General features: G+C 60.6%; 5 protein-coding genes. 3 read left to right on the top strand and 2 right to left on the bottom strand.

Annotated elements, in window-relative coordinates:
* Both RMO15_RS30210 and RMO15_RS30205 read left to right on the top strand, forming a co-directional pair.
* On the top strand, window positions 1–539 hold a 539-nt coding region (locus RMO15_RS30210), incomplete at its 5' end, for a substrate-binding domain-containing protein (protein ID WP_309721979.1).
* On the top strand, window positions 536–2,392 hold the full coding sequence (locus tag RMO15_RS30205) for an alpha-L-arabinofuranosidase C-terminal domain-containing protein (RefSeq protein WP_309721976.1): 1,857 nt from the start codon (window positions 536–538) through the stop codon (window positions 2,390–2,392). The genes RMO15_RS30210 and RMO15_RS30205, both read left to right, overlap by 4 nt.
* A 121-nt stretch (window positions 2,393–2,513) precedes the next feature.
* Here RMO15_RS30205 and RMO15_RS30200 read toward each other — a convergent pair whose 3' ends face one another.
* Window positions 2,514–3,479: an alpha/beta hydrolase gene (locus RMO15_RS30200; RefSeq protein ID WP_309721973.1), complete on the bottom strand. Its 966-nt coding sequence runs from the start codon at window positions 3,477–3,479 to the stop codon at window positions 2,514–2,516.
* Between the two features lie 36 nt (window positions 3,480–3,515).
* Window positions 3,516–4,361: an alpha/beta hydrolase-fold protein gene (locus RMO15_RS30195; protein WP_309721970.1), complete on the bottom strand. Its 846-nt coding sequence runs from the start codon at window positions 4,359–4,361 to the stop codon at window positions 3,516–3,518.
* A 99-nt stretch (window positions 4,362–4,460) separates the two neighbouring features.
* On the opposite strand from RMO15_RS30195, the gene RMO15_RS30190 reads away from it, so the two are divergent.
* Window positions 4,461–4,741 (top strand): family 43 glycosylhydrolase (locus RMO15_RS30190; RefSeq protein ID WP_309721968.1); only part of this gene is annotated, 281 nt, incomplete at its 3' end.

Raw genomic sequence — 4,741 nt, 5'->3', positions numbered from 1 at the left:
CCCAAGGCGGGCGTCTCGCCACGGAGTTCTTACTCACTCTCGGGCATGAGAGAATCACCTACGTGGACTCCGATGAGCCACTCAACGCCCACTACAGCAAGCACGACCGGAAGCAGGGCTACGAGCAGGCGATGGCCGCTGCTGGGAGAGCGCCCCATGTCTATGCGCTTCCCAAGCTCTGGCACCACGAGCCCGGCGACGAGCGCATCGCCGCTGCGAAAGCCTTGCTTCAGAGCCCGGAGCGCCCCACCGCCATTATTGCCTACGAGCTTGCGGAGGCCATGGCGGTTGTCCATGCCAGCCACCAGCTTGGCCTCACGATCCCCGGCGACCTCTCCATCTTGCTCTTCCACTCCCGCACCGACGACCGCTACTTTCTGCCGTTCCACACGATCAGCAACGAGATGGAGCAGGTCGGGCACGGGGCGGTGGAGCTCCTGCTGGAAAAGATGCAGAGCCCCGAAGTCCCCCTGCCCACCCGAGCCGTCGCCATGCAGCTCCGCGAGGGCATGACCTGCCAGAAACCTAACACACTATGAAGAAACAGAACCTGACACTCACGATAGACGCGACAAAAGCGACGGGAAAAGTAAGCCCGCTCCACTACGGCCTGATGACCGAGGAGATCAACTACAGCTACGACGGTGGCCTCTACGCCGAGCTGGTTCGCAATCGTGCTTTTCTTGATGATGCCAAGAATCCTGCTCACTGGTTGAGTGTTGGCGGTGCGACCCTCGCGCTTGACACTGCGCTGCCTGTGAACGCCGTGCTCACTACCAGCCTGCGGGTTGAGGCGACAGCGGCAGGAGCAGGAGTCGCAAACGACGGCTACTGGGGCTTTCCGATCACGCCAAATACGAGCTACAAAGCCAGCCTCTACGCACGTGGAAGTGTCGGGGCGCTGACACTCACGCTCCAGAGCCGCGATGGCAAGACGGTCTATGCGCAAATGCGCGTCTCCGCCGTGGGGGAGAGCTGGAAGAAAATTACGGCGACCCTCAAGACGGGAAAAGTCGCGCCCACCACGGATGCAATCTTCACGATCACCGCAGAGAAGCCAGGGACGCTCTGGCTGAGCCTGGTCTCGCTCTTCCCGCCCACCTGGAACAACCGCCCCAATGGTTTTCGCAAAGACCTGATGCAGCTCATGGTCGATCTGAAGCCTGCGTTTCTGCGCTTCCCCGGTGGCAACTACCTAGAGGGCAACACCATCGCGGAGCGCTTCGACTGGAAAAAGACAATCGGGCCCTTGGAGACGCGTCCTGGTCATCCGTGTCCGTGGGGCTACCGGTCCACAGATGGCATGGGCCTGCTGGAGTTCCTGCTCTGGTGCGAGGACATGGGCGCTGAGCCGGTGCTCGGAGTCTATGCGGGCTACTCCCTGCGCGGCGAGTTCGTCAAGCCCGGCCCAGACCTAGAGCCCTATGTGCAAGAGGCGCTGGAGGAGATCGAGTACATCACGGGCTCTGTCTCAACCAAGTGGGGCGCACAGCGCGCCAAAGATGGCCACCCGAAGCCCTTCAAGCTCCAGTATGTTGAGGTGGGCAACGAGGACTTCTTCGACCGCTCCGGCAGCTACGATGGCCGCTTCGCGCAGTTCTACGATGCGATCAAGGCAAAGTATCCTCACCTAAAAGTGGTCTCGACGGTTGGCAACGAGCAGCCCGCCAGTAAGCGCGTCAAGAGCCGCAAGCCCGATGCCCTCGATGAGCACTACTACCGCAAGGCCGCTGATTTTATCCGCGACTCCCCGACCCACTTCGACCGCTACGACCGCAAGGGGCCGGAGATCTTTGTGGGGGAGTGGGCCGCGCACGAAGAGATCGCGCCGTGGCTCCCGCCCTCGCGTAATCTTCCCGCCACGCCCAGCATGAAGGCCGCTCTGGGAGATGCGGCGTTCATGACAGCAATGGAGCGCCACTCGGACTTTGTGACCATGCAGTGCTACGCGCCGCTCTTTGTCAATATCAACCCCGGCGGGCGACAGTGGCGCCCCGACCTCATCGGCTATGATGCGCTGCGCTCCTACGGTGCGCCCAGCTACTACGCCCTAAAACTATTCTCGACCAGTGTCGGCGATGAGCTCCTCAAAGTCAGCCTGACCGGCGCACCGCTCCTGGCTTCCGTCACACGCCAGAGCAAGACCGGCAAGGTCTTCGTTAAGTACGTCAACCCCGGCGAGACGCCACAGGCCGTCACCATTCAGCTCACGGGAGTCAAGTCAGTCAAGCCCGAGGCCACGGTCACTACGCTCGCCTCCCCGCCCGACGAAACCAACTCCATGGAAAAACCGAGTAAAGTGGTTCCCAAAACCATAAAAATTCGTGGCGTAAAGCCTGAGTTTGTCTACACCTTCCCGCCGTACTCGATCACTCTGATCGAACTGGCCTGACGGAAATCCTCGGGCTATGGGGCGTTCCGCCGCGCCTTCGGCGGAATATCTACCGACGAGGCACGAGGAGGCGGCCAAAGGCCCCATTGCCCCACGTTCACCGTGAGGGCATCCGTGAATATTAGGCTTTTGGCTTCAAGTAGCCGTGCATCTTGAGCCAGCTAGAGAACGCGTCGAACCAGCCGGTACTCGTGGTCTCCTTAGGGTACATCCCGAAGCCGTGTCCGCCCTGCTCGTAGTAGTGGAACTCGACGGGCCGCTTGGCCTTGCGCCAGTTCTCGATCAAGCCCACATTGAAGCCAAACAACGGATCGTCGGCGGCGATGGCCGCAAAGAGCGGCGGCGCATCTGCGGGAACTTCTACGGCTCCGAGGGGGCCGTAGATATTGCCCAGAAACGCCGGTTTCGCTTCTTTGCTATTTAGCCCTGTGGTCATGGTCAGCGCTGCGCCTGCCGAGAAGCCGATCATGCCGATGCGGTCGGGATCGACATGCCACTTCGCCGCGTTGGCACGCACCAGCGCAAAAGCCGCGTTGGCATCGGCGAGTTGTGGCGCGATTCGGGACGCCATATCGCCGCCTACGGTTCGAGGTGGAGCGGCAGGCGTGCCCGCCGGGGGAGGAGTGCCTGTGGGGCGTGGAGCCGGCGGACGCGCGAACTCCTCAAGGTCTGCCGGGGTTTGGTTAAGCCGGTACTTGAGCACGAAGGCCGCGACACCCTTGGCGGCAAGCGCACGGGCGACTTGCCAGCCCTCGTTCTCCATTGAGAGTGTCCGGAAGCCACCACCAGGTGCGACAATCACCGCAGCGCCAGTCGCCTTTGCAGGGTCAGGGAGGAAAGGGCGGAGGGTGGCGACGGTGACATTGCGGGCAAACATACTGCCGTACTGTTTGTGCCAGGACTCGGTTGCAGTCGCACCAGGCAGTGGACCGGTGCTAAGCTCGATGACGTCGGGCTGGGTGGGGATTGGAATGGCCACCATCTTGTCGTTTTGTGCCATAGCGGGTTGAATAAACGGGAAAACCGTAATCAGTGCGACGCAGGTCAGTTTGCTTGCGATGCAAGCGAGGCGTTGGGTTGTTGTCATTTCAATACTCCTTGTTTTTGTTTTTCTATCTCACTTTTAAGAACTTGCGGGGAACATAAGCTGGGCCGTCTGCCAGAGGTAGCGCCGCCAGTTGCCCCACTCGTGGCCGCCTGTGCTCAGCACCCAGAAGGCGCGGATGTGGTTTTTAAAGAGCAACGACATAAAGTGCTGCCCGTTATTGAGCGCGATATCGGTCTCGCCCTGGCCCATGTAGAGCGGAACGCGTAGCTTCTCATTAATCTTGGGGTCGGTAAGGATCGCCGAAAAGCGCTCCTCGGCGAGCTTCTGGTTCTCCCCGATGTAGCCTGAGCTGAAGATATAGAGCTCCGCGAATGTCTCAAGGTGTGTCAGGCCGGTGTTAGTCACGACAAAGCCGCCCATCGAGAGGCCCGCGATCGTGCGACCTTCACGGCTTACCTGGGTTCGGTAGCGCGAGTCAATGAGCGGGATAATGTCCTTGAGGTACTCCTGTGTGCAGAGGTCGTCTTTCCCCGGCTCTGGTGGCGTGAACGAGGCGAGCCCGCCCGTGTTGGGCATGACGATAATCATCGGCTTGGCTTTCCCTGCCGCGATCAGGTTGTCTAGGATATCCGGCGCACAGCCGCCTGTCGGGCTGGACCACCGCGCATCGTCCTCGCCGCCGCCGTGGTTGAGGTAGAGCACGGGGTAGCGCGTGTCTTTGCTAGCGGCGTAGCCCGGCGGTAGGTAGACGTGGAGCCGCTTCTCCTTGCCCGCGAGATTGGTGTAGCGCACCTGCTCCAGTGTCCCGTGTGGCACCGCCGTGTGCGCATAGAAGCTCTGATCGGTCAGGGTCGGGAGCGCGGCAAGTGTGGGGAGCGGGGTAGGGCCGGGCTTGGGAGCGGCAAGTCTTCCTTGTGACATCGTTGTTTCCTCCTTCGTTGGAATGGGATATTTCGTAAAGCTCCTATGGTATACTCTAGCTACGACGAAATAGCAAGGGCTTTTTTCAAAAAAAACGCGATGAAGACACCACAGACACAAACCTGGCATGCCGACAATGGGAACGGCACGTTCTCCAATCCGCTGTTCTACGATGAGTTCTCCGACCCTGATCTCATCCGGGTAGGCAGCGACTTCTATCTCACGGGCACGACGATGCACGCCATGCCTGGCCTCCCCGTGCTCCACTCCAAAGACCTGGTCAACTGGAAATTTCTCAGCTATGCCTGCGAAAAGCTCGACTTTGGCCCGGAGTACCGGCTAGAAGACGGCAAGGCGATCTACGGCCAGGGCATCTGGGC

Source organism: Armatimonas sp. (assembly GCF_031410135.1).
Taxonomy (GTDB): Bacteria; Armatimonadota; Armatimonadia; order Armatimonadales; family Armatimonadaceae; genus Armatimonas.
This window is presented reverse-complemented; position numbering and strand designations above follow the sequence as displayed.

Bases quoted from the DNA above. Each gene is read 5' to 3' on its own strand.
- RMO15_RS30200 (WP_309721973.1), bottom strand. From the start codon at position 3,479: ATGACAACAACCCAACGCCTCGCTTGCATCGCAAGCAAACTGACCTGC.
- RMO15_RS30195 (WP_309721970.1), bottom strand. From the start codon at position 4,361: ATGTCACAAGGAAGACTTGCCGCTCCCAAGCCCGGCCCTACCCCGCTC.
- RMO15_RS30205 (WP_309721976.1), top strand. From the start codon at position 536: ATGAAGAAACAGAACCTGACACTCACGATAGACGCGACAAAAGCGACG.